At 61.7% G+C, this 26,795-nt stretch carries 25 protein-coding genes; 7 read left to right on the top strand and 18 right to left on the bottom strand.

Going from position 1 to position 26,795, the window contains the following annotated elements:
* Positions 1-98: 98 nt before the first annotated feature.
* The 3 genes from AC15MQ_RS01595 to AC15MQ_RS01605 are packed head-to-tail and all read left to right on the top strand — an operon-like array spanning position 99 to position 2,204.
* Complete coding sequence (locus tag AC15MQ_RS01595; protein WP_483079112.1) at positions 99-1,211, top strand: DegT/DnrJ/EryC1/StrS family aminotransferase; 1,113 nt, start codon at positions 99-101, stop codon at positions 1,209-1,211.
* Between the two features lie 23 nt (positions 1,212-1,234).
* Positions 1,235-1,471: an acyl carrier protein gene (locus AC15MQ_RS01600; protein WP_483079113.1), complete on the top strand. Its 237-nt coding sequence runs from the start codon at positions 1,235-1,237 to the stop codon at positions 1,469-1,471.
* Complete coding sequence (locus AC15MQ_RS01605; RefSeq protein ID WP_483079114.1) at positions 1,461-2,204, top strand: SDR family NAD(P)-dependent oxidoreductase; 744 nt, start codon at positions 1,461-1,463, stop codon at positions 2,202-2,204. Before AC15MQ_RS01600 ends, AC15MQ_RS01605 begins: the two co-directional genes overlap by 11 nt.
* A 17-nt stretch (positions 2,205-2,221) precedes the next feature.
* On the opposite strand, the gene AC15MQ_RS01610 is transcribed toward AC15MQ_RS01605, so the two are convergent.
* The 14 genes from AC15MQ_RS01610 to AC15MQ_RS01675 form a co-directional block, all read right to left on the bottom strand.
* On the bottom strand, positions 2,222-3,775 hold the full coding sequence (locus AC15MQ_RS01610; protein WP_483079115.1) for an amino acid adenylation domain-containing protein: 1,554 nt from the start codon (positions 3,773-3,775) through the stop codon (positions 2,222-2,224).
* Positions 3,776-3,786: 11 nt separating this feature from the next.
* Entirely contained in the window at positions 3,787-4,461 is a 675-nt protein-coding gene (locus AC15MQ_RS01615) for an acetyltransferase (protein WP_483079116.1), read from the bottom strand.
* A gap of 23 nt (positions 4,462-4,484) precedes the next feature.
* Positions 4,485-5,408: a glycoside hydrolase family protein gene (locus AC15MQ_RS01620; protein ID WP_483079117.1), complete on the bottom strand. Its 924-nt coding sequence runs from the start codon at positions 5,406-5,408 to the stop codon at positions 4,485-4,487.
* A gap of 39 nt (positions 5,409-5,447) precedes the next feature.
* On the bottom strand, positions 5,448-6,227 hold the full coding sequence (locus AC15MQ_RS01625; protein WP_287653128.1) for a TylF/MycF/NovP-related O-methyltransferase: 780 nt from the start codon (positions 6,225-6,227) through the stop codon (positions 5,448-5,450).
* A gap of 12 nt (positions 6,228-6,239) precedes the next feature.
* Entirely contained in the window at positions 6,240-7,253 is a 1,014-nt protein-coding gene (locus tag AC15MQ_RS01630; protein WP_483079118.1) for a methyltransferase domain-containing protein, read from the bottom strand.
* A 4-nt stretch (positions 7,254-7,257) separates the two neighbouring features.
* Complete coding sequence (locus AC15MQ_RS01635) at positions 7,258-8,364, bottom strand: class I SAM-dependent methyltransferase (protein WP_483079119.1); 1,107 nt, start codon at positions 8,362-8,364, stop codon at positions 7,258-7,260.
* On the bottom strand, positions 8,361-9,092 hold the full coding sequence (locus tag AC15MQ_RS01640) for a WbqC family protein (RefSeq protein ID WP_483079120.1): 732 nt from the start codon (positions 9,090-9,092) through the stop codon (positions 8,361-8,363). The genes AC15MQ_RS01635 and AC15MQ_RS01640 overlap by 4 nt, the downstream gene beginning before the upstream one ends.
* Entirely contained in the window at positions 9,089-11,974 is a 2,886-nt protein-coding gene (locus AC15MQ_RS01645) for a tetratricopeptide repeat protein (protein WP_483079121.1), read from the bottom strand. Before AC15MQ_RS01645 ends, AC15MQ_RS01640 begins: the two co-directional genes overlap by 4 nt.
* A 4-nt stretch (positions 11,975-11,978) precedes the next feature.
* Entirely contained in the window at positions 11,979-13,103 is a 1,125-nt protein-coding gene (gene fliK / locus AC15MQ_RS01650; protein ID WP_483079122.1) for a flagellar hook-length control protein FliK, read from the bottom strand.
* Positions 13,104-13,107: 4 nt separating this feature from the next.
* A complete protein-coding gene (locus AC15MQ_RS01655) occupies positions 13,108-13,398 on the bottom strand; it encodes a flagellar protein FliT (protein WP_483079123.1) in 291 nt (96 codons plus the stop codon).
* A complete protein-coding gene (gene fliS / locus AC15MQ_RS01660) occupies positions 13,395-13,808 on the bottom strand; it encodes a flagellar export chaperone FliS (RefSeq protein WP_483079124.1) in 414 nt (137 codons plus the stop codon). The genes AC15MQ_RS01655 and fliS overlap by 4 nt, the downstream gene beginning before the upstream one ends.
* A 9-nt stretch (positions 13,809-13,817) precedes the next feature.
* Positions 13,818-15,236 carry a flagellar filament capping protein FliD gene (gene fliD / locus AC15MQ_RS01665; RefSeq protein ID WP_483079125.1) on the bottom strand — a complete coding sequence of 473 codons (1,419 nt, stop codon included), beginning with the start codon at positions 15,234-15,236 and terminating at the stop codon, positions 13,818-13,820.
* 36 nt (positions 15,237-15,272) lie between these two features.
* A complete protein-coding gene (locus AC15MQ_RS01670; protein WP_483079126.1) occupies positions 15,273-15,641 on the bottom strand; it encodes a flagellar protein FlaG in 369 nt (122 codons plus the stop codon).
* Positions 15,642-15,728: 87 nt separating this feature from the next.
* A complete protein-coding gene (locus tag AC15MQ_RS01675; RefSeq protein ID WP_483079127.1) occupies positions 15,729-17,804 on the bottom strand; it encodes a flagellin N-terminal helical domain-containing protein in 2,076 nt (691 codons plus the stop codon).
* 537 nt (positions 17,805-18,341) lie between these two features.
* Between AC15MQ_RS01675 and surE the strand changes: the two genes are divergently transcribed.
* Genes surE through rpoS form a run of 4 tightly spaced genes read left to right on the top strand, consistent with a single transcriptional unit; the run spans position 18,342 to position 21,698 of the window.
* On the top strand, positions 18,342-19,085 hold the full coding sequence (surE, locus tag AC15MQ_RS01680) for a 5'/3'-nucleotidase SurE (protein WP_483079128.1): 744 nt from the start codon (positions 18,342-18,344) through the stop codon (positions 19,083-19,085).
* Positions 19,085-19,744: a protein-L-isoaspartate(D-aspartate) O-methyltransferase gene (locus tag AC15MQ_RS01685; RefSeq protein WP_483079226.1), complete on the top strand. Its 660-nt coding sequence runs from the start codon at positions 19,085-19,087 to the stop codon at positions 19,742-19,744. Before surE ends, AC15MQ_RS01685 begins: the two co-directional genes overlap by 1 nt.
* Positions 19,741-20,742 (top strand): peptidoglycan DD-metalloendopeptidase family protein, encoded by a 1,002-nt coding sequence (locus AC15MQ_RS01690; protein ID WP_483079129.1) that lies wholly within the window; start codon positions 19,741-19,743, stop codon positions 20,740-20,742. Before AC15MQ_RS01685 ends, AC15MQ_RS01690 begins: the two co-directional genes overlap by 4 nt.
* A gap of 2 nt (positions 20,743-20,744) precedes the next feature.
* A complete protein-coding gene (gene rpoS / locus AC15MQ_RS01695; RefSeq protein WP_483079130.1) occupies positions 20,745-21,698 on the top strand; it encodes an RNA polymerase sigma factor RpoS in 954 nt (317 codons plus the stop codon).
* Here rpoS and mltB read toward each other — a convergent pair.
* From mltB to AC15MQ_RS01715, 4 genes are all read right to left on the bottom strand, one after another.
* Positions 21,695-22,708, bottom strand: a complete 1,014-nt coding sequence (gene mltB / locus AC15MQ_RS01700) for a lytic murein transglycosylase B (RefSeq protein ID WP_287670666.1) — start codon at positions 22,706-22,708, stop codon at positions 21,695-21,697. The two genes, rpoS and mltB, sit on opposite strands and share 4 nt — an antisense overlap.
* 131 nt (positions 22,709-22,839) lie before the next feature.
* A complete protein-coding gene (locus AC15MQ_RS01705; protein ID WP_483079131.1) occupies positions 22,840-24,795 on the bottom strand; it encodes a transglutaminase TgpA family protein in 1,956 nt (651 codons plus the stop codon).
* Positions 24,785-25,759 (bottom strand): DUF58 domain-containing protein, encoded by a 975-nt coding sequence (locus AC15MQ_RS01710; protein WP_483079132.1) that lies wholly within the window; start codon positions 25,757-25,759, stop codon positions 24,785-24,787. Before AC15MQ_RS01710 ends, AC15MQ_RS01705 begins: the two co-directional genes overlap by 11 nt.
* Entirely contained in the window at positions 25,759-26,685 is a 927-nt protein-coding gene (locus AC15MQ_RS01715; RefSeq protein ID WP_483079227.1) for an AAA family ATPase, read from the bottom strand. The genes AC15MQ_RS01710 and AC15MQ_RS01715 overlap by 1 nt, the downstream gene beginning before the upstream one ends.
* Positions 26,686-26,795: the final 110 nt, after the last annotated feature.

Genomic DNA, 26,795 nt, shown 5'->3' on the forward strand with positions numbered 1-26,795 from the left:
GGGCATGGAAATGGTGGCGCGAATCGAGGAGTATTCCAATTCGCGTCATCGCGTGCATAATGAGATGACGCGAGACGCGACCACCAGCCCCGGAACTCATGCCAGAGCAGCCCATATTCCTTACCCGGCCGTACCTGCCTCCGCTGGAAGAGTTTCTCCCCTATCTGGAAGAGATCTGGGCAAGTCGGCGGCTTACCAACGGCGGCCCATTCCACCAACAGTTCGAGGAAGCACTCCGGCAATACCTGGGGGTACCGCAGGTGTGCCTGTTTGCCAACGGCACGCTGGCATTGATGACGGCGCTGCAGGCACTACGCATCACGGGCGAGGTCATCACCACGCCCTACACTTTCGCCGCCACGACACACGCCCTGTTGTGGAATGGTATCAAGCCGGTATTCGTCGATATCCGAAGGGATACCTGCAACCTTGACGAGGAACTCGTCGAGGCTGCAATCACCCCGCGCACCACCGCCATCCTGCCCGTGCATTGTTACGGTAATCCTTGCGCCAGCCTGCGCCTGCAGCAGATCGCGGACAGCTACGGACTGAAACTGATCTACGATGCGGCGCATGCTTTCGGTGTGTCGGTTGATCGGCACTCGTTGCTTGAACAAGGCGATCTGGCAATGCTGAGCTTCCACGCCACCAAGGTGTTCAACACCTTCGAAGGTGGCGCCATCATCTGTCATGACGCGAAGCTCAAGCAGCGCATCGATTACCTCAAGAATTTCGGTTTTGCCGACGAAGTCACGGTCGTGGCTCCCGGCATCAACGGGAAGATGAGTGAGTTTCAGGCCGCCCTCGGCTTGCTGCAACTCAAACACATTGATCAGGCCATAGCCGCGCGCATGCGCATTGACAGGCGCTACCGCGATGCTCTGGCGAGCGTCGCGGGCGTACGCTGCCTGGTGGCAGCCGACGGGGTCAAGCCGAATGGCGGCTATTTCCCGATACTGATTGGCTCGGAGTACCCGCTTTCACGCGACCAGCTTTACGACAGATTCCGAAGCCGGAACATTCACGTCCGACGTTATTTTCATCCTCTGATCAGTGACCTCCCGATGTACCGGGGAATTGCCTCGGCTGCACCCGCCAACCTGCCGGTGGCGACGAGCATTGCCAAACAGATTCTGTGCCTGCCGATCTATCCTGATCTTGACCACAAGGTCGTCGATCGTATCAGCGAAATCGTTTGCTCACCTTACTGAACCACGCTCAGCGTGCACCTATAATGAACGAACTCTTGCGACTTGTCGCTTCTGCCCTGAAATTGTCGGTCGGCGACATCGATCCCGGCATGACCATGAAAACCACCGCTGCCTGGGACTCGCTGGCGCACATGGAACTGGTGATCAGTATCGAGGAACATTACCAGATCGTACTTGATGGTGATCAGATCGCGGACATGACCTCGCTCGCCGCGATCATCGGACTACTACGGCAAAAAGGTCTGCTCGATGGAGCTTGATGGTGCTGTCGTGATTGTCACCGGTGCGGCCCAGAATATTGGACGTTGCATTGCGCTGACCCTGGCTGGCGCGGGATGCAAAGTCGCTGCCCTGGACCTCAACGGTGAACTGCTGAACACGCTTGTGGCAGAACGGATCACGGTCTTCCCGTGTGATGTCGCCGATGCGGATCAGGCTTCAACCGTAGTCGACACCGTGATGCAGGCACATGGTCGTATCGACATGCTGGTGAATGCGGCAGGCTGGATTTGCAGCGCACCGCTGTATAACCTGCTCGACCGAACTGGCGGGCGCCACGACCTGGGTCTCTGGGAAAAGGCCTTGCGTCTGAATCTCACCACAGCCTTGGTGATGGGCGCATGCGTTGCCGAGAAGATGATTCGCCGCCGCACGCGTGGTGTGATCATCAATATCAGTTCGGTCGCCGCCCGTGGCAATGCCGGACAAAGCGCCTATGCGGCAGCCAAGGCTGGCAGCAACGCCCTGGCACTGTCGTGGGCGAAGGAACTCGGGGGCCTGGGGATTCGCGCGCTGGCGATTGCGCCGGGCTTCATCGATACCTCTTCAACGCACGCGGCAATGAGCCAGGAGCGTCTCAGGGACTGGGTCGGCAGAACGGCGCTGCGGCGTTTGGGTACGCCCGAGCAGGTGGCACAGTGCGTGATCTTTGCGGCCGAGAACGATTACCTGACGGGGACCGTGATTGAACTCGACGGCGGCTTGAAACTGTGAGCGAAATCGTTTCCGTGCTAGAGCCTGGTCAAGCGAAGCGCCAGCGCCTGGCGGTCGACCTTGCCGTTGGCATTGCGTGGCAGGTCCGTCAGCACCTCGACCTGTGCTGGAATCATGTAGGCAGGCAGCCGGTTTCTGAGCCCATCGCGGATGCTGCCTGCGTCAATTGGCAGCGGTGAACTGACAAACGCCACGATGCGTCCGTGTTGATCACGGACGCGCTGATAAAAGGCTGCAGCCTGGGTGACATTCGGCAGTGCGTGCAAGGCAGCTTCAATTTCTTCGAGTTCGATGCGGTAGCCGAGGTGCTTGATCTGATTGTCGCGGCGTCCAACGAACCATAATAATCCGCCATCATCCTGCCGTACCAGATCGCCGGTCCGGTACAGCCGTTCATGAAAGTGCACACTGAGCGGATTGTCGAGGAAACTGCGCGCGGTGCGCTCGGCGTCGTTGTAATAGCCCATGGCCAGTTGTGGGCCCAACAGACAAAGCTCCCCGACTTCGCCGCTTTTTGCCACGGCCAGTTTCTCGGTCAATAGCAGACATGAGAAATTCGCCGCCAGTTTTCCCAGGGGCGCCAGCCCTTGCAGATCCCTGAAATCCGTCTGACCCAGCGTATAGGCCGAACAGATGCAGGTGCATTCGGTTGGTCCGTAAACATTGACCAGGCGGGTACGCGGATGAAAGAGGTCGAACAGTCTCTTGAGCTCTGTCTTGGGGTAACCCTCGCCGCCAAAGATGAGGCAGCGCAGCGCTGGCCATGTGCCCGTCGGAAGCTGGCGCATGGTCATCAGATAGATCAGCAGAGAAGGCACGGAAAACCATACGGTACAGCCGAGCTCAGCGACACGTCGCACCAGCGCAGGCGCCGAGGCGACAATCTCACGGGGCAGCGGCGCCAGAGCAGCACCGTTGAACAGCGATGCGTAGAAGTCGAAGACCGAGTTGTCGAAATACATGGGGTTGACGCCGGTCAGCACATCATCTCCGGTAATGGCGAACTCTGCGCGCGCCCACTTGACAAGATTGAGGACGCTGGCATGGGAGATCACGACGCCCTTTGGTGTTCCGGTTGATCCGGAAGTGAACATCAGGTAGGCCGGGTCGCTGCCGGTGGTTTGATCCATCTCTACGGGGGGATGATCTGGCAGTTGTGCCTGCGTTTCTGGATCGGGCAGCATCAACAGCGGTGTGGCGTTCGCCTGACAACACTCCTCGATGTCCTTGGGCAGAGGGTGGTCGCTTATCACCATGCGCGGTTGGCACGTCGTCAGAATCCTGCCCAGGCGCTGCGGAGGGTTCTGATCATCGAGATTGACGTAAGCCGCGCCGATCTTCAAGGCGGCCAGCATCAGTGCAAAGCCTTCTGTCGACTTGGCGTGGAACAGTGCCAGGATGTCCCGTCGGCGCAGCCCCTGCACCTTCAACCAATGGGCTATCCGGTTCGAGCGGCGATCGAGGTCGGCGTAAGAAATTGACCGTTCGGTGCCGAACACCAATGCGGGTCGCTGGGCATGGCTGTCGGCAATTTCCGCAAAAGCCCGCCCGAGGTTATACGCGTAAGGCATGGCTATGGCGCTTAGCGCAGTTTCGAGATGCGCAGGAACTGGTCACTGTCGAGGCGGAACAGCTCAGTGTCACGTTCGACGAGAACGCTCTTGCTGGCTACCGATCGGGTCAGCAGCGTGCGTGCCCCGAGGATACTGTCAGAACCGATCTCCACTTCGTTACCAACCGTCGCGTTGAGCGCCAGAAAGCAGCGCTCCCCGACCACGCTGCCGCCACCGATCACGGTACCCGCGGCGACCCAGCAATGATCGCGAATCTCGGCATGATGCCCGACCACAACGTTGCTCCAGAGCGCGACGTTGTCACCGATGCGTGCCCCTGCTTCAAGCGATACCCCATCGGCAACAAAGCAGTTTTCACCTACGACGGCATTTTGTCCTGGCCAACAGCGCGAACTGACGTAGCTGGCAAGCGCATAGCCCTTGCCTCGTGCTTCGACAAAGAGCCTTTCGCGCAGGCGATTCAGTTGATGGTAGCCAACAGCGATATGCAGGAAGTACCGGTCTGGAGGGAAAAGGCGTGTCGCGTCTTCAAAAGAGACCAGCGGCAAGCCACGATATTGTGCGTCAGTGCCAAGCACCCCTTCACAGGTGTAGGCGGAAATCTCGTAATCGCTGTCGCGATTGAAGTAATCCGACATCACGTCGGCGATCTTGCCGGCGCCAAAAACAAGCAGCTTCTTCATGGTCGTCCGATTTTCTGCAAGCGCTAGGGAAGTAGCTCGGCCCAGCCAAAGCCTTCTCGGCCGAACTCGTTACCGCAGTAAATCAAAAGCGTTCTGCCGTCGAGATCAACAACATGCGGATAGCAGACCATCTCCGAATCCCAGCCGCTGATCGCCGGCTCAATACCTGCCTCGTCATCGGTGCGCTGCCATACCCGCAAGTCGTCCGAGCAGGCGTGGCCGATGCGGTAGCCGCGCGTGGCGTTGCGGAAATCAAGGCCATGCCGGTAAGAGAACAGCATGTGATGCCGACCCTGATGCTCGAATACCGAGGCGCTGGTCTGGCACTCGAAATCGACGCGTGCGGGCAGCACCGGTTTGCCGTCGCGCTCCCAGTCGATACCGTCACGCGATGTGGCGTGCATGACGACGTAGATGGATTCCCGACAGCGACCCGTATCCAGCCAGGCGGTGCCGGACAGGTACCACATATGCCACCGCCCCCCTTCCTGGCGGCGCACGATCGGGCAGGCCTGCAGGTAAGGCTCGGAGGCTGACGGGCCAATGATCGGTCCCTTGCCGATGCGCGCAAAGTGTCTGCCGCCGTCACGACTGACCGCCAGACCGATTGCCCAGTTGTAGGGAACGGCAACGCTTCGCGTCCACCCGCAATAATACAGCCAGATTTCGTCACCGACCGGCAGCACGCTTCCAGCCATGACGCCGAACTGGTCGAAGGAGCCCAGTTCGCCGAGTTCGATGACCGGCCGCGGCGAAACGGCCAGTATCTGCCGGGGATCGCCGCGGTCAAGATCCACGAAGCCGGTATGGCTCAGGCACGAGCCGTCTGCCGCACGTTTCGGGCGGCAACTGAAATATACGCGCAGACGATCATCCAGGAGCAGGGTTGTCGGCACCTGCGCGTACTCATGCATCCACGGGAAGCGCCCCTCGGGTCGAAAAAGCATTCCCAGCTTGCGCCATTGCAACATCCTGTTCACTCTCTACTATGGCTTGATGAAATAGGCATTCGGATAAATCGAAAAGGGAAACTTGGTCATGCGGGGGACGGCGTGCCCGATCTCGGCAAAATAGGTCTCCAGCGCGTTTCCCTCGCCCGCCCAGGGGGGAGAAGCATAGGCGTTGAAAGCGACGACGCCGCCTGTAAGAACCAGCGGGTAGAGATGGCGGAGGCCCGCCAAGGTGGGTTCAAAAACGTTGACGTCAAAATAGAGCAGACTCAGGCGGGTTCCCAAGGCGTTTCTTGCGAACTCCTCGACCGTTAACCGGATGTCTCCCTGGATCAGCTTGCAGCGCTCGACGCCGCGCAGAAAGTTGTCGTTGTTATGGAGGTCGACCATGCCCTGCAGGTACTCTTCGGTGGGTTTCATGGCACCAATCAAGCGGTCTACCCAGGGTTTGCAGTCACCGTCCTCGGGAGTAAAGGACTCGTAACCGCCGCAGCTTTCGAAACCGTAGACCTTTCGCCCGCGATCTCCCGGATTGAAGGTCTCAAGCAGTTTGCTCCAGGTAAACATACCGGCACCAAGGTACACGCCCAGTTCGGCAATCGAACCGGGCATGTCGGCCACCAACTTGAACAACTCGTAATGGGCCAGCAGTCGCGCCAGTTCACGTCTTCTGATGAAGGCTGGCGCGTGCATCATCACCTCTTTCAAGTCCAGCTTCGCCAGGCCGACGCAGCGCGCCAGATCCTGCCAATGCTCGGTTTCGTAGCGCTCATAGCGCGCTCGGCAGTTCTCGTCAATCTCCGGTTTGCCGCTCATTTTCTCGCTTCCCTACTCGGACTCGAGGTCGCGCGTGGCAGCACTCCTGACCACGTCGTCGAGCCAGCGATGCATGCTCTTGCCACTCTTGGCAGAAGCCTGTTGAGCCAGCGATTTCGCTTCCGCGGTAACGCCTTCCAATACACCATGGTAGCGGGTCCGGTGGCTTCCTCCCCGTATCCCTGGGATCTCGAAATCGAGATCGGCGAATGGTTCTCCGTCGCCGACCCGATATTCGAGGACATAGAACACGCCTCCGATGATCCACTCCAGCTTCACTTCACGGCAGGACACGGGCAGGTGCTGCAGCGGCAGGTCGTAGCGATACAGCGGGTTGGAGTTCATCAGGATGGCGCCAAATTCTGTATTCCTCAGCCAGACCGGCATGCTTTCGTCACCGACGACGATCTTTGCCCCGATCTTGGCAACCCGGTTGACTTCGCGGAAGAACCCGCCAATATCGGAAAAGGTGTTCAGGCCGCCGAAATGAAAAACAGCGTCGAATACCCGGTCCGGAAACGGCAGGCTACAGGCGTTGCCGACGTGGAACTCGGTGGCCACCGGGTATTGGGCGAGTTTGCTGAAGCTCTTGCGCAGGATGGCTAGCGAAATATCCTGCAGGTACAACTGGCCTGCCGGACCCAGTCGCTCGGCAATCAGCACCGAGTCCCTGCCCGATCCGGCTCCCAGTTCGAGTACGCAACTCCCTTCACGGAGGTCAAGCTTGTCGACCAGGCGATTTCTGACCGCACTTTCGTCCTCGCGAAAGGTATCGAAAGTCAGGTGCAGATTCTCGTCATAGACGTCGGCATTGGCGTCGTACCAATGCTTTGCCTCCATGTCGCTGCTGGCGAGTTGTCGTGGCCAGGTCAGGTCAGGAATTCCGTGTGATATTTCAAACACCTCACCGCACCGGCACGAGAGGGTACCGCTCAGGACCTGTTCGCCGCTGTCCTCCAGCATGTCGAGGCGCAGGGGCGCCTTGCACTGCGGACAAACGTAGAACCGCGATGCGGATAATCTCATTCTCCTACTCCTCCCTATTCGCGTCGCCGCGAAACTTCATGAACAGCGCTTTGCCGCACACGAAGGCGCGTTCAATGCGTTCAGCGTATTCCTCGATCAGCTCGTTGCCGACCCGGAGGGGGCCGTCGCCGTGCGACCACACATAGTCATCCAGGATCAGCCAGGCCCCCGGAAGCAAACGGCGTAGCCAGAGATCGCAGTCGTTTCTGACGGCATCGTAATCATGATTGGCATCAATGTGCAGAATGGCAATTCGCCGGCAGTAGGGCACCGCCCTCGCATCCTGAGACAGAATCGGGCAGCCCTCGGCGTATACGGGAAAAGCTTGTGCGGATGGCATTCGCAGATGGGCATGGTCGCTGCCGACGAACGGCGCCAGGTTGACGAAGAAGGCCTCGGCCAGGGCATCGTAGTCCCAATCGTCGACCAGACTGCGGATAGCTTCGGGCGAGTCTCGATGGACCGCATTCGCCGGAAGCCAGGGGTCAACGGTCAGCAAGGGGCCAAGGCCGTAGCGTCGGGACAGATAAAGCAGGACAAACGCCGTTCTCCCCATCAGCGATCCCAATTCGACCACATCTCCGGCTGGCGCGCTGGCGACAATGCCCATCATCGCCGCCAGTTTCTCGTCGTTCGACTCACCGTAGATCAGGGCGGACTGGCGAAACACGGCGGCGATTTCAAGCTCCGGTAGTACCTTCGAGACATCAGCGCAGGCGATGACCAAAGGCCGCAGTTGCCTGGCGCGCGCCATCAAGCGCTGGTGCTGTGACATTTGCTGGTGAATCGGCGAGTCTCCGAGCAGTTCAATAGTCAGCCGCTGCTCAATGCAGAACTGGCGCAGGAAAGCGTAAACGCTGGCCACTGAACAATGGATCCGCGCAATCGAATGCTCGGCGATCAGCGCCAGAAATGCCGCCGGGAAGTCCCTTTCGTAAATGGTCGGCAAGCTGACGACGGCCGTGCCGTTGAACAGCGACACATCCGCGGCCACCGATGCCGCGGCGACCGTTTGCTCCCCACGTTGCTGTGCTGCCCGCCAGTAGTCTGCGGCCAGTTGGTTTACGGCAGGAAAGATCAGCGTTGCCGACGGCACCAAAGAATCCCTCACCTTGGAAACTCGCTGCCGGTCGCGTCGAGTCGGTAACCCGACAACTCTTGTCGCGTGGCTGTGTGTCCGAGCTGCATCAACATGTCCATGATCGAAAGCCAAGGTAACCATTGCCTGGCAAGTTGCGGGTAGGGTCGTTCCTGCGGGACGATGAACCCAAGGCGAACGCCGCGGCTCGCGAACGCGGCACTGTCGTAGAGATCCCTGCCGCCTGGCAGGTTGATGTATTCGCACGCGCCTGCACGCCGGCATAACTCCAGTATGCGGTCCTGGCCGCGCTGCCGATGCTCGGGGTCGACCGCAGACGCCAGGCAGACCGGGGTCACGATGCCGAGATGCCTGGCCACGGCCTGCATGCTGAGCAGCAGAAAAGGCAGCAGGGGACCACCACATGAGGACAGCAGCGGCGCGAGAAAGTCCATGGTTTCCTCGAAGCAGGGTGCCTTCCGGTAACTCTGTTCGAGCGTCAGACGAAAGGCCCTGAGCCAGGCGGCATCGACGGCGAGCTCCAGTTCGCTGATCAAGCGATGGTGTGATGCACGCCTTACAGGCAGCGTGAACAGATGGGCTGCGCCATGGACCACAATTCGGTTCCGGTTCACCCAGCCCCTGGGGGTATACGCGACGTCGTCGAGAGCGATGAATCGATCGGCAGCGGCGAGGAGTTGCCAGTAGCCGATGTACGGCATGAAGTAGGGCTGCATCACCGCCAGCCTCGGCTTGTTCAAGTAAGATCCTGCGCATCTACCGCAAAGGATTCCGCGGGAAGCTGCGCACACCAGCGTCTCCACATGATGCGCAGTGCCCTTTCCAGCCCAGCGGCGACCAATTGCGGTTGGCCCATTGCCGATTGGCGCAAACGTTGCCGCAATTCGGTCCGGAGTCGGGCCAATGACTCCGGATTGACTGTCCACGCCACGCCCTGGTTCACGAACTCTGCCGGGTCGGCAGCTATGAATGTCTCCAGTCCGACATGGCCGAGGACCGATGCACCGGGTCGCCCGGGCACGGTTGAGCCGGCCATGGTCAATGTGGGTACACCCATCCACAAGGCGTGCAGAGTGGTTGTCCCGCCGGTGTAGGGGAAGGTATCGAGGCAAACATCGACATCCTGGTGCAGCGTCAGATAGGTTTTCATGTCGCAGCGATAATGCAGGCTCAGGCGGTCGCGGCTGATTCCGTTGCGCGCAAAGTCCTCAATCAATTGGTCGGCACGTCCGTCAGGCCGCATCGCCCCGAGCAGCATCCGCGAGTTGGGCACGGCTCTTAACAGTTGCGACCAGAGAGCAATGACCGAGGGACTGATCTTGGTCGGTCGATTGAAACTACCGAAGGTGACATGGCCCCTGCTCAGCGCCGGCAGCGGACTCACCGCCGGCGCATCGGCAAACGGCAGGAAAGGCGCGCTTGCCGGGAGACGCACGATTTTTTCGGTGAACTGTTCGTCAAACTCGCCGAAAGGCAGAAAGAAGCGATCCGCGAGGTAGTAGTCCATGGCCTGCAGGCCGGTGGTGCCTGGGTAGCCAATCCAGCTGGCCTGCAGCGGTGCCGGTTTGCGGGCAAAGGTCTGCAGTCTATGGTGGGCCGTATGGCCGCTCAGGTCGATGAGAATGTCGATTCCGTCGGCCCGGATCCGATCGGCGAGAGTGGTATCGGCAATGCCGGCAACCGGGTGCCAGTGAGGAATGTGTTCTCGCAGGCGCAGCGTCACATGGTCCTCGACGGTATGGCTGTAGTAGGCATGCAGTGACAATTGCCGGAAGTTCTTCAGTTCGGCGAGAACCGGTTCGATGAAATTGGCCACGGCGTGATTGCGAAAGTCTGGCGAAAGAAAACCGATCTGCAGGCAACGCTCGGGGTCACGAGAATTGCTGTGCGGCGTCCAGTGGGCACGCAGAGGGGCTTCGAACTGTTCGCCAAACCGACAATGCTCGGCAAACAGTGCCGCTGCATCAACGCTTTCGTCATGGGTCAGACAAAAGAGCAGGTTGCTGTACGCGCGTGCGCTCTCGGGTCTGATTGTCAGGGCCTGCCGAAAACCTGCTTCGGCTTCGGCGTATCGGCCGAGTGCGATGAGGGTGGTGGAGAGATTGAGAAGCGCATCGGTCAGGTCGGGCATAAGCTCCAGCGCGCGGCGGTAGCTGGCTTCGGCTTCGCTCAGTCGTTCCTGGTCACTCAGAATGTTGCCAAGGTTGAAATGTGCTTTGGCAACCTCTGGCCAGTACTCCAGCGCGCGCCGCAAGCAGTCTTCGGCTTCTTTGAGGCGTCCCTGCTTTCTGAGTGCGGAACCCAAGGCAACGAGCGGGAAGAGGAAGTCCGGTTTGCAGCCCACCGCGCGACGCCACGCGGTTTCGGCTTCCTCCAGGCGTCCCTGGTCACCGAGCGTGTTGCCAAGGTGATAATGCGCCTCGGCGAAATCCGGTTGCAGTTCCAGAGCGCGGCAGAGGGCACTTTCCGCCTCGGTCAGTCTACCGAGATCTCTCAGCGTTTCTCCCAGATGGTTATGTGCTTCGGCATCATCCGGCCGGTAAGCCAGCGCCCGTCGGTAGCTGGCCTCGGCGTCGTTGGGGCGGTCCTGCGCCTTCAGATTTCTGCCTAGCGCGAGATGCGCTGCGGCGAGGTCCGGTTGCAGTGCCAAAGCTCGCCGGTAGCTGACTTCGGCCTCGGCAAGGCAACCCTGGTCTGTGAGCGCGTTGCCCAGATTGCAGTAGGCAAGGGAATACGATGGCTTCAAGGACACCGCTCTGCGGTAACAGTTCTCGGCTTCCTTGTACCGCCCCTGCGCACAGAGGCAATTGCCAAGGTTGTAATGTGCTTCGGCCAGGCTCGGCTTGATTCTCAGCGCTCGGCGGTGGCAAGCTTCCGATTCCTTCTGCTTTCCGAGGTCTGCAAGTGCCAGCCCCATGGTGCTCTGCACCTGCTCGTCTCGTGGCAGCAAGTCTGCCGCCTGGCGCAGAGCGACCAGCGACTCGGTGTTGCGTCCCTGTAGCTTGAGCAATGTCCCGAGCGCTTTCCACCCAAAACCATGGCCCGGAAAACGCTCGGTCAGTTCTCTGGCGAAAGTTTCTCCCTCGCTGTAGTGCCCGGCGTTAAAAAATGTCAACAGCTTGCTCTCATCCTGAGCGGAAGGCTTGCCGTCGCGGCCCGCAGCACCTTTCGCGGAGTGCCTGCGGGCTGGCCTGACGGGCTTGGCGTCGGGCGCCTGCTCCAGTGGTGTGCCATCGGTCAGGCGCAGAGCCAGAGCATCCACTTCGGCACCGGCCAGGCCATGCTGTTGGCCGAGTGCGAGCACCTGTCTTGCCGTGTCCACCTGTTCGGCCTGTATCAGGGCTTCAAGGTAGCTCAACCAATAGGGGCGTGACTCCGGGCACGCTTCGATGGCGGCAAGGAAATAGGGCAGGCTTGTGGCCGGTCGCAGCCGCTGGATCTCCAGAAGACCAAGTTGATAGTTCGCCTCCGGGTGATCAGGCCGTGCCTGCAGGATTGCTTGACAGAGTTGCTCGGCTTCGCTGAACTGTCCGGCATCGTGGCATGCCAGCGCCTTGGCCAAGGCCGGTGCAAGCACTGCGTCAAGGGCGGCGGCAGGGCTGCGCCCGGCATCTTCCGGCATGGAGTCATTCTGCAAACTGGATATCCGCCTGTATTTCCTGTGGTGAAGCGACCCCCAGTGACGTGAGATCCAGCCCGGCCTGTTCAAGCTGACTGCGCAAGGTGGCCGTTCCACCGCGCAGCAACTCACGCGTTTCGGCGCTGGTGGCGCGCATGGCCAAGGTGAGCTGCTGTCCCTGAACATGAAGTCGGGCCTCCACTTCTCCGAGCCGGGGCAGCGTCAGCCGCAGCCGTGTCTGCCATTTCTGGCTATCGTCGTCACCACTGCTCTGCTGGCGCTCGTTGTCGGTTTCGATTTCCCACTGCATCTGTTGGCCAGGCCAGACCTGCCCTTGCCAGGAAAAATTCTGGGTCGCGAAGGCCTCAAGTTGCTGTTGGACAAGCGACTGGGCCTGTGCGGCCACCGCTTGTGACGGCTGCGCCGCGCCGGTGTTTGCTTCTGGCGTCTTGGCGACCACCGGCGCGGTGTCGGCGGGCGAGCCGCTGATGACACTGGTGTCGCCGATGGTAGATGGTTGCTGCAACTGCGGCAGCGGCGTCTGTGGTGCCAGTTTTCCTTGTGGCTCCTGCAAGAGCTGCTCCTTGCTGTAGCGGCCCTCGACCCATTCGGCCTGGTGCGACTCGTAGAACATGCCGCTGGTCGTGATCGCCTGTTTGAGCAGCGGCAACAGTTCCTGGGCGTCAGTGGGTGGGCTGGTAGAGATCGGTTGATTACCATTGAGTGGCAGCGCCACAGGGCCACCTTTGCCGTCGCGCGGACCGCCCAGGAGATTGCTGATCAACTGCCCGGTACGGCTCAGGCTGGTCGCGGCGGATCCATCCTCGTCCCTGCCGCTCTCCGATCCGGCAGTTGCAACGACGGCCAGGGTCAGCTTGCCGTCACTTTCGGTGACTTCGAGTTCGATCGTGTCGCCGCTCTTGGCCGCAAAGGGCAGGGCAAGCGTCACGTTGCGCTGGTTGATCAGCGCGCGGTAGCTGCCGTTAGGCATCAATGACTGGATTTCCGCCAGCAGCCGTTGCCCGGCGACCAGGCCGGACAGCTTGTCGGTGATCTCCTGTGCCGGCGGCGCCGGTCGCAAGGCGATGTCGGCCGCCGGCTGCAAGCGATTGGCTACGTCGGCGCGGATCATTTGTTCAGAGGGCCGGCTGAGCCGCGCGTAGAACGACCTGCAACTCGCTCATGCGGGTGTCCAGCAGTGGCCGCAGGTTCTCGTCGCAGCGCAGGCAATTCTCGATCAGGACGCGCGCTCGCGCCTGCAACCCGGCAGGAAGGTCGGCGGTCAGCCCGGCGGGCAGGCTTTCGGTAAGCGCGCGGCGTGCCGCTTCGAGGCTGGCCAGTGTCTCCCAGTCCTCGGCACCTGCGGCGCTGAGCATGCTCTCGGAGAGGGCCAGCAGTTCCTCCAGCGCCTGCAGCACGGCAATCATGCGACCGCTTGCTGTACCGCGTTCGGCGAAATGTCGCGCCACGCGCTGTGGATCTCTTCAAGCAGGCCCGAGACCTCTTCCAGCGCATGCAGATCGTTGTTCAGGTTGGCGCGGAGCAGGCGCAAGACCAGGTAGTCGTAGAGGGCATCCAGGCGTTCGGCGATTTCGCCACCCTTCTCCAGATCGAGGCTCACCTTGAGCCCGTTGCCGATGATGTCGATGGCTTTTGAAATCGCCTCACCCTTGGCGGCGATCTGTTGTTGTTGCATTGCGGCGCGCGCATTCCCGATCGCAGCCTGGGCGCCTGAGAAGAGCAGCAGGATCAGCCGGTGCGGGTCGGCGACCTCGATGGCCGCATCAACGCCTACCTTCTGATAGGCTGAAATCGCTTTTCGTGCATTGCCGAACATGGGGGACTCCTAGCTGTAACTGGGCAGATTGGCGAGCTGTTGCGTAAGGAAATTGCTGGTCTTGGTCATTCCCGAGATAAGGGTGTCGAGCGAGGTAAATTGCTTGCGATAGCGCGATTCGATCTGGGTCAGGCGACTGTTGATCACTTCCGACTGCTTGCCCAGGGCCTTGATCGATGTGCTCAGGCCCTGGCTTCGGGCGGCAACCAGACCACCGGCGCCAACCAGTCCATCGGCGGCGGTCTTGAATGCGCTACCGTAGGCGGCGACCAGCTTGGCGACGCCATTGAGATCGCTGCTGATGGCTTTGGTCATTTTCGCCGAGTCTACAGTCAGTTTGCCGTCCTTTTGCAGAGTGATGCCGATGTCCGTGAGGTGCTGCAGCGCAGCGCCCGAGAGCTCTGTGGGAATGTTGCCGAGCACCGAGCGGATATTGTTCTGGGCCGCACGCAGCGTGCTGTCGCCGTTCAGCGTACCGGCTTTCTTGGTGGTTGCATCATAGCTGCCTAGACTGCTGGCCGTGGTCTGGAAGTCGTTCAATGCCTTGACCAGGGCGTTAACACCCGTGCTCAGGCTTGAATTGTCCTTGCTGATCGTCAGCGTGGTGCTGACTGAGGTGGCGGGTGCTTCCGGACCTTTCAGCAAGGTCAGCGTAACGCCGTCGATCGCTGTCGTGACAGTGTTGGTGGCGGCTGCTACGGCAATGCCGTTCAGTTTGAAAGTGGCGCCTTGTGCGGCCTGCGACTGGACAAAGGGGTCGGTGAGCGGCTGCGGAGTGGCGTTCGGGTCGTAGGCGAGGGCGGCGACTCCCGATAGTTTGATGAACTGGTTGCTGCCGGGGGTGTCTCCGGTCAATACCAGTTGCTTGCCGGCGGTACCATTGATCACCAATGCCGAAACTCCGGCACTGGCGTTGTTGATTGCATCGCGAATGGCTTCCGGTGTGGCGCCGTTGGCGATCGAGATATCGGTCGTCTTGCTCGGGGTGGTCGATCCGGCCTGCGTATCGAGCCGGATGGTGAGCGTGCCGCCGGTCGTGAGCGTGCCGTTGGTCCCAGAAAAAGGGGTGGCCGTGGTAGACGTCGCGAGGCTGTGTTGTTTGGCCAGTTGGGTCACTTCGAGACTATAAGTGCCAGCCACCGCGGTCGAAGCGGCCGTGGCTGAGGCGACCGTCGCGTCGGTCAGCGTCGACTTGAAAACCGAGAACTTTTGTATGGCGGTCGTGCCGCTCGCGGGGACGAGATTGCCCGACGCCGTCTGAATTGCCGAGAGCGCACCTTGCAGCGAGCCAAGCGCCGAGATCTTGGCCTGAAAGCCTGCTTCCTTCTTCGCGAGTTCGGTCAGGGGGCGTTGTTCCAGCGCCATCAGTTGACTGACGATGCTGTTGACATCGAGGTTCGAGCCTAGGCCCGGTGACGAGATCGTCATGGTGTTCTCCTGCGCCGCTTGAGCGCAAACTGCAGGTCAGGCCGTCTGTTTGACAAACAGGCCCTTGATGCTGTCGAGTGCCTTGGCAATCGCCAGCATTTCTTCGGAAGGCATCTGGCGAATCACTTCCTTGGTGGCGCGGTCGATGATCTTGACGACCAGTTGCCCGGTATCGTTGTCGACGCTGAACTCCAGGTTGCTGTTGATCGGTTCGACAAAGTCGCGGACGCTCTGGGTGGCGGCTTCCAGCTTTTCGCGGTCGGGTTGCTGTGCGCGCAGCGGCGACTGCGACGGGTCGGTGACTTTGGTCGCTGTTTCGCTGGGTGCCCTTGTTTCACGCATTGCCACGCTGAGTGCCGGGTTGACCGGGGGTGGCAGCGAAGCGCCAGTGGGTTGGATGTTCATCACACACTCCTTGGGGAAGAAACATCGGGGCGCGACCGCGTTGCCGCGACCGCGCCCCCGATCTTACCGCTATTCAACCCTATCCGGTTATCCGCGCAACAGCGAAAGCACGTTCTGCGGCAACGAATTGGCCTGGGCGAGCATTGCCGTGCCGGCCTGCTGCAGAATCTGCGAGCGCGTCAGACTGGCGGTCTCCGAGGCGAAGTCGGCATCAAGAATGCGGCTGCGCGAGGCAGAAAGGTTTTCCGACGTTGTGGCGAGATTGCTGACCACACTACCGAACCGGTTCTGTACCGCACCGAGGTTCGCTCGATTGGAGTTGATGTTGGCCAGTGCCGAGTCGATCGTGGCGATTGCGTTTTGTGCACCGCTGGCGGTGGTCAGATCGACACTCGCAATGCCGGCGCCAAAAGTCGCGGTGGCCGCTTCATAACCAGCGCTCAGGGCCGTGTTGGCGAGATCGGCACCACCGAGGGTGATCCCGGCGCTGCTGCTCGAAGACAGCTTGATGCCGCCATAGGTGTTGGTGACCGTGTTGGCGGTGAAGCCGGTGTTGGTTGCCGCGGCCGAGCCCTTGGTCTCGACGGTGATGGTACGGCCATCAGCTGCAGCCAGGCTGAGCTGATTGGTACTGGTGTCGAAGGTCGCGGTGACGCCGGTCTGGTTGGAAACGGCGTTGATCGCTGCAACGACATTGTTGCCTTGGGCCGCAACGTTGCCGCCGGCGGCAATCGCCCCGAGCTTGACACCGTTGATCTTCATGTAGTTGGTGGTCGTGCCGTCAACCGCTGCCGAGGCACTGATCACACCGCCGGTGACGCTGGTCTTGGTGGCCACGGCGGAGACGCCGGTTTGTCCGGTCACCGTGTTGAAAGCGGCGGCCTTGGAGATGGCGCTGTCCGAGCCAACCTTGGTGGTTCCGGCCGTCAGGCCTGATGCCAGCTTGGCACTTCCGGTAAGCTCGATCTGGATGTCTCGGCCATCCTTGGAAGCGAGGGTCAGGATGCCGGTGCTGTTCGATGCGACCACACCGGTTTTGTCAGTCTGGTCATTGATCGCGTCGCGCAGGGCGTCACCCTGGAGGGTCGCGGTCGCGCCGGGGGTAAACGCCGCATCGAGCTGCACACCGTTGATCTTGATCGAACCGCCAGTGCTCGACAGACCGGTGAGCGATGTGCCATTAGCGGTTGCTGTAACGGCGATGTCACTGCCATCGCTGCTGGACAGCTGTACGACGCCACCAACGTTTGCGGCGGTGACGTTGGTGAGGGGGTTGCCAGCGGCAAGACCGGCCTTCACGGCGGTGAACGCTGCAACCACGGCGTCAGCCTGATCGGCAGCGGTTGACGTGCCAGTTACACCGGTAATCACGCCGATGTCGACACCGTTGATAATCAGATCGTTGACTAAAGTATTTGAACCGGTGGCCGCCGTCGCACCGGTGATCGTTGAACCGCCCGCGGCAAGCGCAGGGTCGATGTCGACATTGGCCGCCGCAGCACTGGAAGAGGTGAAACTCACGGAACTGGACACACCATCGGTGACCGATGGCCCGACACCGTAACCATTGACCGTGATGCCGCCGGTCGAGATGGCGCCGTTGGTGACCGTTGCCGATTCACTCGTGGTGTAAGTCGAGGTCGTCCCGACGCCCAGCGAATTGGCCTTGGCGCTGGCGATCGAATTGATGGTGATCGATTCGCCGGTGTTTGCACCCACCTGGAAGGACTGCGAGTTGAACGTACCGTCGAGCAGCTTCACGCCGTTGAAAGCGGTCTGGCCGGCAACGGTATTGATCTGCTGCACCAGGGTGTCGACTTCCTGCTGCAATGCCGCGCGGTCGGTGGCGGTGTTGGTCGCGTTCGAGGCCTGCACCGAAAGTTCGCGCATCCGTTGCAGCGATTCGGTGATGCTCTGCAGGCCACCTTCAGCGGTCTGCGCCAGGGAGATGCCGTCGTTGGCGTTGCGTGAGGCCTGGTTGAGGCCGTTGATTTGCGAGGTCATCCGGGCGGAGATGGCCAATCCGGCGGCGTCGTCTTTGGCGCTGTTGATGCGCAGGCCGGAGGACAGGCGCTGCAGGGATGTCGTCAGCGAAGCTTGCGACGTGTTGAGACTACGTTGCGAGTTGAGCGACGATACGTTGGTGTTGATAACTTGGGGCATTTTCCTTCTCCTATCACTGTCGAATTGACTATTGGTTGCCGGGGTTCTGCCTTGCGAGGCGTTTCCTGGACCATCCTGTGTGGCGATCGTTTCGCTTACATCTTTTCTTACGACCCACCGCCGGAAAACTTTAGTGATTTTCTTCTGGCCTGCCGTATGACTGCTTTATCGGCGGTCCGCCGGCGAAGTTGAGAGCGGTCTGCAAGGATGCCGCGTGCATCGGTACGGCTGGTGTGGGCAATGCTCATCGTCAGGTCGTCTGTGGTAGCGTGTGACCGCTTCGGCTGCAAGTCTGTGTTCAGTGATCGTCGCAGGCGGTTATAATGGCTCCCGATTTCGGCAGTAGTGCTGCCTGCGCCCCAGGCCACCTTTCAGTACTCCTGCGCTCTACGAGCGCCGCCGGGTGACAACGGTAGAGGATTGCGGCCGACAGGCTGGCGATAGGGTAGGCGGTAGCCTCGCGGTTGGTCAGCAGGCCGGCAGTTCGCCGGTTTTTTTTGTCCTTTTGCCCGTGTAAGTCGATGTTCGTGGAGTGCTATGCGGATCCTGCTCTGTAACGATGACGGTTATTTCGCACCGGGGATCGAACATCTGGCGCGCGCGCTGTCCGATATGGCGGAAATCACGGTGGTAGCTCCCGAGCGCGACCGCAGCGGCGCCAGCAATTCTTTGACGCTCGATCGACCACTGTCGCTCAAACGTGCTGCCAATGGCTTCTACTATGTCAACGGCACACCCACCGATTGTGTCCACCTGGCCGTCACCGGCATGCTTGAAGGGCTACCGGACATGGTGGTGTCGGGGATCAACATCGGCGCCAACATGGGCGACGACACGATTTATTCGGGGACCGTCGCGGCAGCTACCGAAGGCTTCCTGCTCGGTGTGCCGTCGATGGCGGTTTCCCTGTGCAGCAAGATCGGCGAAAACTTTGCGACCGCGGCGCGGGTTGCTCGCGAACTGGTCGAAGTGTTGCAGAGACAGGGGCTATGCGAACCGGTGCTGCTCAACGTCAATGTTCCCGACGTGTCTTACGAGCACCTGCGTGGCACCGTGGTCACTCGCCTGGGCAAGCGGCACAAGGCTGAACCGGTGCTGCGTGCGTTGTCGCCGCGCAATGAAACCGTGTTCTGGGTCGGTGCGGCCGGTGCCGCGCAGGATGCCGGTGAGGGCACGGATTTTTACGCCGTGCACAACCATCAAGTTTCGGTGACTCCACTACAGATCGACCTGACGCACAACGGGCAATTATCGATGGTGCGCGAGTGGCTGGCGCGATGATGCCCGTGCGCCCGCATACCGGTTACGGGATGACCTCGCAACGCACGCGCGCGCGCATGATCGAACGTCTGCGCGAACAGGGGATCGTGGACGAAGAAGTGCTGGCAGCGATCGCCGCCGTGCCTCGGCACGTTTTCGTCGAGGAGGCGCTGGCCTCGCGCGCCTACGAGGATACAGCCTTGCCGCTGGGTTTCTCGCAGACCATCTCGCAGCCCTATGTCGTCGCGCGGATGATCGAAGCGCTGCGTGCCGGGCGTGATCTCGGCAAGACTCTGGAAATCGGGGCCGGTTGCGGTTATCAGGCTGCGGTGCTTGCGCAACTGACCGACGAGGTCTATGCGGTCGAAAGGATCGCGCCCTTGCTGGCCAAGGCCAAGCTCAACCTGCGCGCGATCAAGCAGCTCAAGGTCCGCCTGAAGCACGCCGATGGTCAGTTCGGACTGCCGGAAGCGGCGCCGTTTGACACGATCATCGTCGCGGCGGCGGCGGCGCACGTTCCGCGCGCACTCATGCAGCAACTCGCACCCAATGGCCGGATGATTCTGCCATTGGGTACGGCGACACAACAGCTTGTGCTGATCGATCGACGCGCCGAGGCTTACGTCGAAACCCGCCTGGATGCTGTTCGCTTCGTTCCGTTATTATCGGGAGTCGAATGAAGGATCAAGGTATTCTCTTTCGCTACGGCCTGGCTCTGGCCTGCACGGCGGTGCTCGTTCTCGACGGCTGCGCCAGCAAATCGCCGGCACCTGTCGTCGAACGTGGAGGGCAGGTGGGTGCGCAACAAACTCCTGGTGCCGCCCCGCTGGCCAGCAAGGACGTGTACCTCGTCAAGCGGGGCGATACGCTGTACTCGATCGCGCTCGATCATGGGCTCGACTACAAGGACCTGGTGGCGTGGAACGCCATCGAGAATCCGAACCGCATCCTGGTCGGGCAGCCGCTGCGGGTACGCGCGCCGGGTGCTGCAGCCGCTGCCGAAGGGGCCGTCGTCAAACCGGTTGCCATGACCTCGGGGGTCGAGCAGCGCTCCCTCACTGCCGGCGCCGGTGGCGAGGTTCTCAAGCGCGAGCCGAAGGCCGGCAAGGAGCCTTACTCCGAACAGGCCCTGGCACGTGCACAGGCACAGCCGAAGTTCGTCGAGCCGGTGGCGGTGGCCGTGGTTCCCATGGCAAAGCCCGAGGTTCGCAGCGAGGCAAAGCCCGAACCGCGTGCCGAGGCAAAGCCCGAAGGCAAGCCGGCGGAGGCTGCGGCTGAAACCAGGGTGGGCGATGCGGCGCTCGGCAGCGAGGAGATTACCTGGACCTGGCCGGCCAACGGCAAGCTGATCGGCACTTTCAGCGAGGGTGGCAACAAGGGTATCGATATCAACGGCAAGGCAGGCGACGCGGTGCTTGCCGCCAGCGGTGGCAAGGTTGTGTATAGCGGCACCGGTCTGCGCGGCTACGGCAAGCTGGTGATCGTCAAGCACAACAACACCTTCCTGACGGCCTACGCGCACAATCAGAACGTACTGGTGAAGGAAGGCCAGAGCGTCAGCAAGGGGCAGAAGATCGCCGAAATGGGCAATACCGACGCCGACCAGGTCAAGCTGCATTTCGAAGTCAGGCGTCAGGGCAAGCCGGTCGATCCGCTCAAACACCTGCCGCAACGCTGAGCATGTCGGAACCTTTCGATTCGGATCCTGAGCGGAACCCCTTCGAATACGATCTCCTGCAGCCGGAGTATTCCGGCGACGAGGCTGCACCCCCGCCCGATCCGGCGTATTCGCCCGAGGGGGAACTTCTCAATGACGTGACGCAGCACTACCTGAACGAGATCGGCGCCAAGCCGCTGTTTTCGCCGACCGAGGAGGCTGCCTGGGCACGGCGCGCGCGTGCGGGGGAGTTCGTGGCGCGGCAGAAGATGATCGAGCACAATCTGCGGCTGGTGGTCAACATCGCCAAGCACTATCTCAACCGTGGTGTTCCCCTGCTCGACATGATCGAGGAAGGGAACCTCGGTCTGATCCACGCCATCGAAAAGTTCGATCCCGAGCGTGGATTCCGGTTCTCGACTTACGCGACCTGGTGGATCAGGCAAAGCATCGAGCGCGCAATCATGAACCAGTCGCGCACGATCCGCCTGCCGGTGCATGTGGTCAAGGAAATCAACCTCGTGCTGCGCGCCATGCGACATCTGGAGTCGGACAACGGGCGGGAGATTCGGATCGACCAGATCGCGCATCTGATCGACCGTTCGGTAGAGGATGTTCGGCGCGTGATGACGCTCAACGAGCGTATCGCATCGCTCGACACGCCTCTGCAGGTGGACCCCAGCCGAACGATGGGCGACGTCATCGCCGACGAAGGCGCGCTTGATGTCGATGAGCTGTTGCAGTCCAACGAAATCGGAGACTTGCTGAAAAAGTGGGTCGGGCAGCTTGCCGACAAACAGCAGCAGGTGCTGCGACGTCGTTACGGTCTTGCTGACGGCGAGGCCTGCACCCTTGAGGAAATTGCACTCGACCTGAATCTCACCCGTGAACGCGTTCGCCAGATCCAGATTGAAGCACTCGACCATCTTCGCCGCATCATCAAGCGCGGCGGCGTGACTCGCGACAATCTGTTCTAACGACTGGTCGTGACGCGAGCGTGGGCTTCCCTGAGAGATTCTGCGAGCTGGAAGACGGCCATCGCGTAGAAGCTCGAGCGGTTGTAGCGGGTAATCACGTAGAAGTTGTCGAATCCGAGCCAGTATTCGGTTGCCACCCCAGGCGTCACCAGGTCGATCAGCGCCGCTGCTCGTTCCGCGTCAGCAACTGCGTGGACCCCGTAGGCGGCCATTTCCTGGACGCTCAATGCGGGTTTGATGCCAGCGGCGATGAGTGCCGCCGGATCGCCAGTGACAGTGGCCGGGACGGCTATCGGAGCGCCTTGCTGCCAGCCATGCTGCTGCAGAAAACGGGCGACGCTGCCAATGGCGTCGCTATTGCTGTTGCGCAGGTCGATACGATCGTCGCCATCGAAGTCGACGGCAAAGCGGCGCTGGCTGCTGGGCATGAATTGCGGGATACCGATGGCGCCGGCGTAGGAGCCCTTGATGGACAGTGGGCTGACGCCGTTCTCGCGTGCCAGGAGTAGAAACTGCTCCAGTTCGCTGCGGAAAAAATCGGCTCGCGGCGGGTACTGGAAGGCCAGCGAAGCGAGGGCTTCGAGAACCCCGAAGCTGCCCATATTCTGGCCGTACACCGTTTCTACCCCGATGATGGCAACGATGACTTCGGGCGGAACGCCATAGGTCGCTGCGGCGCGCTGCAGATCGACTGCATGTCTTTGCCAAAAGGCGCGACCGCCGTCGACGCGTGTACTGGTCAGGAAGCGCTCGCGATAGCGTTGCCATGAGCGCTGTTGTTCGGGCACCGCCGCCGGCCGGATGGCTCGCAGCACGACCGTGTTTGGTCGGATGGAGGCGAATTGGCGAGTCAGGTGGGCAATGTCGAAGCCGTGCTGTTCGTGCATGTCGACGATGAAGGCCCTGACCTCCGGGTCCTGGCTGAATGCTGGCCCCTGCTGGCTGTATCCGGGGTGTGGCAGCAGGCCGCCGAGCAGCCCGACCAGCAGGGTGGCAAATCTCTTGTTCAAACGGCTTTTCTCCTTTGGCGTCAAAGTTGCTTGGGTGGCGTCGGTATCGCGCCCGCTGTCGCTGGCGTGGGCCTGCTCGTGGTTGCGTCAAATCGGCATGCCTGTCCTGCGGGCTGCATGTGTTACGAAATTCACGTGCCTTGCGGAGGCAATCGGTGTATGCATTGTTGCAGTAGACGGAGTTGTTCGCCGCCGCCTCGGCCATACCGCAACTCGGCGTAGCAGCCGGCGGCTTCGTGGGTGAGTGCGGCAAGATCGGGTCTCGCGTCGGCGACACGTTGAGCGAAAGCGATGGGTCCTTCCCATTCGGCGCGTCTTACGCCGCGCCGGTCGAGTTGCATGCAGTATGCTTTCCAGGCGCGGAGCACGGGGTCGGCGGGGCGGCGCTTCGGCAGAGTCCACAACGTGACTGCCAGCAGCAGCACACCACAGAGCATGGCCAGCCAGGCGCTCATGCTCCGCCAGTCGGGGTCCGTCAAGCCCAGTCGTGCCAGCACCTCACGCTGGCGTTGCGGATTGTAACCGAGCACCCACTGGTTCCAGGTGTTGTTTGCCGCTTCCCAGCGATTGCGCAACTGGCGCATCCACTGTGCATCGAGTCGAACGAAGGTCGGCAGCGGTTCGCCCGCGGGCAGCGCGGCGACGATCCCTTGTTCGATGCGCGAAGGGGCGACCGCTGCGGTGGGATCGACGCGTACCCAGCCTTTCCCGGCAAGCCAGATTTCGGCCCAGGCGTGCGCGTCGGACTGGCGCACGGTGAGATAACCGTCTACCGGATTGACTTCGCCGCCCTGATAGCCCGCCACCACCCGCGCCGGAACACCCGCTGCGCGCATCAGGAATACGAAGGCTGATGCGTAATGCTCGCAGAAGCCGCGTCGCGCGACAAACAGGAACTCGTCCATCGCGTCGGGGCCAAGTAGCGGAGGGCGCAGGGTATAGTGGAACTGCTGATTGCGGAACATCGCCAGGGCCGCTTCGGCGATCTTTTCCGGAGGGCGCGATTTCCACTCGTCGGCCAGGGCGCGCGTGCGCGGGTTGAGCTTTGGCGGCAGGGTCAGTGCCTGCTGCAGCGCTTCCGACGTTTCACTGCGGTTGGCTCGGTAATCCAGTGTCGACGTAAACGAAAACCGGGAACGGACGCGCAGCGGTTCACGTGCCAGGACTTCGAGGGTGGGCGCCAGCGAACTGTCGGGCGGGAGGCGGGTGGGTACGTCGAGAGCCAACAGCCAGCGCTGGTTGTGCGCTTCGAGGATGCTCGAGTAGGCATGTGACGAGCCGATGGCCTCGATGACTGGAGCGGGCAGGGGGGCGTTGCGCGGGCGGGCGGTCCAGGTCAGCCCGTCGTAGGCATCGAATACCGGGCCGCGCCAGTAGAGTTCGGATTTCTCCGGCAACTCGCCGACGAACTGGCTGCGAAAGGCAATCGCGCCCGACTGGATCAGGTTGCTGATCGAGCCGGGTGACATCTGGTTGGACAGGCCGCTGAGTCCGGCATAGGCATCCTGCGGCAAGCCCCACAGTGGGCCGGCAACGCGCGGAAAAAGCAGATAAAGAATCAACATGAAAGGGAGCGCCTGCAGCAGCAGCAGACCCGCGTAACGGGCGATGGCGGCGAGCGGCTGGGCTCCCCCGTGGAGCCTGATCAGGGTGGCGGTCAGCAGCGCCATCGCCGTCAGCAGCCACAATCCGGTGGGAATGCTCTGCGAGTAGAAGTAATGGGTCAGCAGCAGGAAATAGCCGAGCATGATGATCACCAGCGCGTCGCGCGGGCTGCGCATCTCGAGTGGTTTGAGGGCCATGAAGACGACCAGCATGGCCACCCCCGCGTCCTTGCCGAGCAAGCTGTGGAATTGCCAGCCGATGCCGGCGACGGCGCCGATCACCAGCAAGGCCAGCGACCAGCGTGGCGGGAGTTGGCCCCCCTGAAACCACAGCCAGGCTCGCCAGAGCAGGGCGCCGCCGACCAGCAGCGATAGCCACAACGGCAGGTGCCCGGCGTGCGGCCCGGCGGTCGCCAGTGCGACCGCCAGCAGCCAGGGTACGGCAGCGTGTTCGACTAGTTGTTGCGGCGGCCTAGTGCCCACCCGTTGGCCTGCTTTCACCGTACAAGGCGAGGGCCTGCAGGCAACTCGCGCGGTGTGTATTGCCCTGGGAGGGCGCGATTTGCTGTCCCGGCAGCCGTAACCCGTAGCGCGCCTGCTGCTCGTCAGCGGCGAGAATCCAGCCGGCGAGTATCGACAGGCGATCCTCTTCGCCGCGGTCTACCGGGGTCAACGACCAGTCGAGCCACAGTTCGTCACTTGCTCCTCCCGAGAACTGCTTGACCAGCAGGACCTGCTCGTCGGAACGGCGGGCGACTGCCTTCCAGGCAATATGCCGTGTCGGGTCGCTGATCTGGCGGGGGCGCAGGCCGGCGAAGTCTTCCTGCCCGCTGTCGCCATGGTGATGGTCGGTCTGTGCTCCCGGCGAAGGTGGTGGCAGCGGTGTCCGGATCGGACGCGGATAGACCACGCAGGAGAACGGTGGATAGGGGTAACTCCAGGCCCGCAACAGGCCGAGCGGATACCGCGTCGCGAGCGTCACGCGGCCGGGGTCGACGCGGCCACGCCGCTGTGTCGCCCAGGGAATGGCGACTGTCGCGCGGCTTTCCGCGGCGAGGTCAAAGGTCACCATCGGCTGATCCCGGAAGGAAAACTCGAGCGCGCGTCGCGATTGCCGGCGAACATTTTCGAGCTCCAGCGGGAAGTGCGCCAGATCGCCGGCAAATGTGGGCTGCACGCGTCCTGGCGTCAGACGCAAGCCGAAAAGGTTGTGAAAGGTGTGCACCATCGCCACCAGTCCGAGTCCGGCGAGCAGAAAGATCAGCGCGTGTCCGAGGCTCAGGTTGTAGTTGATGGCTCCGATCAGCATCACCGCCAGGACGACGGCGAAAAGGATACCGCCAGGTGTCGGCACGATGAAGATTCGGCGTTGGCTGAGCACGATTGGCAGTTGCTCGTCACGAGCCACCCGGAACAGCCAGCGCTGGAAGCTCTCGGTCAGCCGCATCAGAGCAGCGGCACGGAGTGAATCAGCGCGGCGATATCTTCTGCACCGGCATGGCTGCCGCTGACCAGGCGCAGGCGGTGGCGGGCGACAGCCGGCAGGACGGCCTGCACGTCTTCCGGCAGTACCATCTGACGGCCGCCGGTGAAGGCCCAGGCGCGTGCAGCCGAAAGCAGTGACAAGGCGGCGCGCGGACTCAGCCCATGGACAAAGCGTGGCTGCTTGCGGGTGGCCTCAACCAGCAGTTGCAGGTAGTCGAGCAAGGCCGGCGAAGTGTGGATGGCCGCCGCCCGTTGTTGCAGTTGGGCGAATTCACCGGCACCGAGGCAGGCACTCAGTGCCGGCAACTGTGCACGTCGCCCGCCGCTTTCGAGCAGCGAGCGCTCGGCATCGTGGTCCGGGTAGCCCAGTTCGATGCGTAATAGAAAGCGGTCGAGTTGCGATTCCGGCAATGGGAAAGTTCCCACCTGATTGGAAGGATTCTGTGTGGCAATCACGAAGAAAGGTTGCGGCAGCGGGCGGGTTTCGCCCTCGGTGGTGACCTGCCCCTCTTCCATGGCTTCGAGCAGGGCGCTCTGCGTTTTCGGTGTGGCGCGGTTGATCTCGTCGGCGAGCAGCACCTGGGAAAATACCGGTCCGGGGAGGAACCTGAAGTTGCCGCGCTCGCGGTCGAAGATCGATACGCCGAGGATGTCCGCCGGCAGCATGTCGCTGGTGAACTGGACGCGCGCGAACTGGAAGCCGAGCAGGCGGGCGAGGGTGTGCGCCAGGGTGGTCTTGCCCACGCCGGGCAGATCTTCAATCAGCAAGTGGCCTTTTGCCAGCAGGCAGCAGAGTGCAAGGCGGGTTTGGGCGGGTTTTCCGAGAATTACGGCATTGGCGGCGGTAAGGATCTCGCCGACTGCAGGCGGGCTGGAAGTGGCTGGCATGGTTGGCATGGCTTGTCGTGGTGGCGCAATTGGGACGATAATAAACCATTAGCGAATAACTCGATTTACCGTGGATCCAGGCGCCCCGGCGACTGCCGTCTACGACAGAA

This window comes from Candidatus Accumulibacter propinquus, from assembly GCF_056856495.1.